Raw genomic sequence first — 1,950 nt, 5'->3', positions numbered from 1 at the left:
CCTCGCCCTCGAGCGCGCGTCGGGCATGACGGCCTCCGAGCTGATCGCCGAGTACGTCACCGAACCTCTCGCGCTGCCCGACACCTCGCTTCCCGGGCCGACCCCGGCAGCGCCGGGAACCGGCGCGGTGCTCGACGGTCACTACCTCAATGCCGTCGAGGGCGGATACGACTGCGCGGCCCCCGTCGACATCACGAAGCTGTCGTCCAGCTCGGGGTTCACCGACTCCGGTGTCGTCTCCACCATCACCGACCTCGGTCGCTACGCCCAGGCGGAGGCGAAGCAGGTCCTGCGCACGAAGGAGAAGCCGGAGCGCTTCGCCGATCCGCTCTCGGCGGCAGACGGCGCCGCATCCTGGTTCCAGGCCGCCGGCGGTGGCTACCTGGTGGGATCGATGATCGGCCAGCACGGCTGGACTCCGGGATACGCCACCGCGGCGTACTCCGACCCGGCGACCGGATTCACGGTGGCGGTTGTGCTCAACGACTCCACGGCCGGCGCCCAGTTCGCCCAGCACCTCTCGTGGGAGCTCGCAGCCATCGCCTCGAAGGCGCCGGCCGCCGACGGCCAGACGGCCCCCGAGTTCGGTCTTCCGTTCACCGCCGAGCAGTACCACCAGGCGATCACCGACGCGGCGATCGCCTGCGTCGCTCCTCCCGCCGCGGAGTGAACCCGGGCTGACCCACAGGTACTCGAAGGGGCGACGATGGCGATCATCGACAATGCGATCTACGTGGATGGCGTCCGCACCGAGAACCCGGTGACCCTGAGCGAGACGTTCGAGCGCATGCGCGAACGCGACGGCATGGGGTGGATCGGCCTCTATCGACCGAGCGAGGAGGAGATCCGCGAGGTCGCCGAGGAGTTCGGGATCCACGCGCTCGTCGTGGAGGACGCCCTCTCCGGGCACCAGCGCGCGAAGCTCGAGCGCTACGGAGACGTGCTGTTCATGGTGCTGCGACCGGCCCGCTATCTCGACGACCTCGAAGAGGTCGAGTTCGGCGAGGTGCATGTGCTGGTCGGTCCCGACTTCGTGGTGACGATCCGGCACGCGGAGTCCCCCGACCTCGGCCGCGTCCGGCGTCGCCTCGAAGCCGACCCCGCGCTCCTCGCCCACGGCCCCGAAGCCGTGCTGTACGCCATCCTCGACGAGGTCGTCGACGAGTACACGCCCGTCCTCGCGGGGCTCGAGAACGACATCGACGAGATCGAGAGCCAGCTGTTCGAGGAGAACACCGACGCCACGCAGCGCATCTACGATCTGAGTCGGGAGGTCATCGACTTCCAGCGGGCCACGCAGCCGCTGTCGGGGATGCTGGAGGCACTGCTTCGAGCGTCGGACAAGTACCAGGTGACCGAAGAGCTGCAGCGGTATCTGCGCGACGTGCTGGATCACACCCTGCGCGTGAGCGACCGCGCGACGACGTTCCGCACCGTGCTCGACAACGCGCTCACCGTCGAATCGACCATCGTCGCACGCCGCCAGAACGAGGAGATGCGGCGGATGACGGAACTCAGCATCCGTCAGAACGACGAGGTCAAGAAGATCTCGGGATGGGCGGCGATCCTGTTCGCGCCCACGCTCGTCGGCACCATCTACGGCATGAACTTCGACCACATGCCGGAGCTGCACTGGCTGCTCGGCTACCCCATGGCGGTCGGCATGATGATCGCGCTGGGCTTCGGCCTGTACGCGGCGTTCAAACGCAAGGGCTGGCTCTGACACCGAGCCGGATGAGTGCCCGTCGCCCCGCATGGGATGATCGCAGCATGGAACTCGTGGCGGGAATCGACTCCTCGACCCAGTCCTGCAAGGTCGTCATTGGTCGTGCGCTACCGCATCCAGGATGCGACGAAGGACCCCGACCGCGAGGCCAACGGCCAGATCATCGTGACCGTCCAGGGCGTGCCGGAGGCGCCGGGCACCCCACTGGTGTCGAGCGTGCAGGA

2 protein-coding genes are annotated in these 1,950 nt (G+C 68.1%); both read left to right on the top strand.

Features of this window, described 5'->3' with window-relative positions:
- Window positions 1–670: serine hydrolase domain-containing protein (locus tag KZA10_RS13595; protein WP_218683147.1), on the top strand; the 670-nt coding region annotated here is incomplete at its 5' end.
- A gap of 36 nt (window positions 671–706) precedes the next feature.
- Window positions 707–1,723, top strand: coding sequence for a magnesium/cobalt transporter CorA (gene corA / locus KZA10_RS13590; RefSeq protein WP_218683146.1), 1,017 nt, complete (start codon window positions 707–709; stop codon window positions 1,721–1,723).
- Window positions 1,724–1,950: the final 227 nt, after the last annotated feature.

Source organism: Microbacterium sp. BF1 (assembly GCF_019279095.1).
GTDB lineage: Bacteria > Actinomycetota > Actinomycetes > Actinomycetales > Microbacteriaceae > Microbacterium > Microbacterium maritypicum.
Note: the sequence above shows the minus strand (reverse complement) of the source record. Positions and strands in the feature narration are given on the sequence as shown.

Bases quoted from the DNA above. Each gene is read 5' to 3' on its own strand.
- corA (WP_218683146.1), top strand. From the start codon at position 707: ATGGCGATCATCGACAATGCGATCTACGTGGATGGCGTCCGCACCGAG.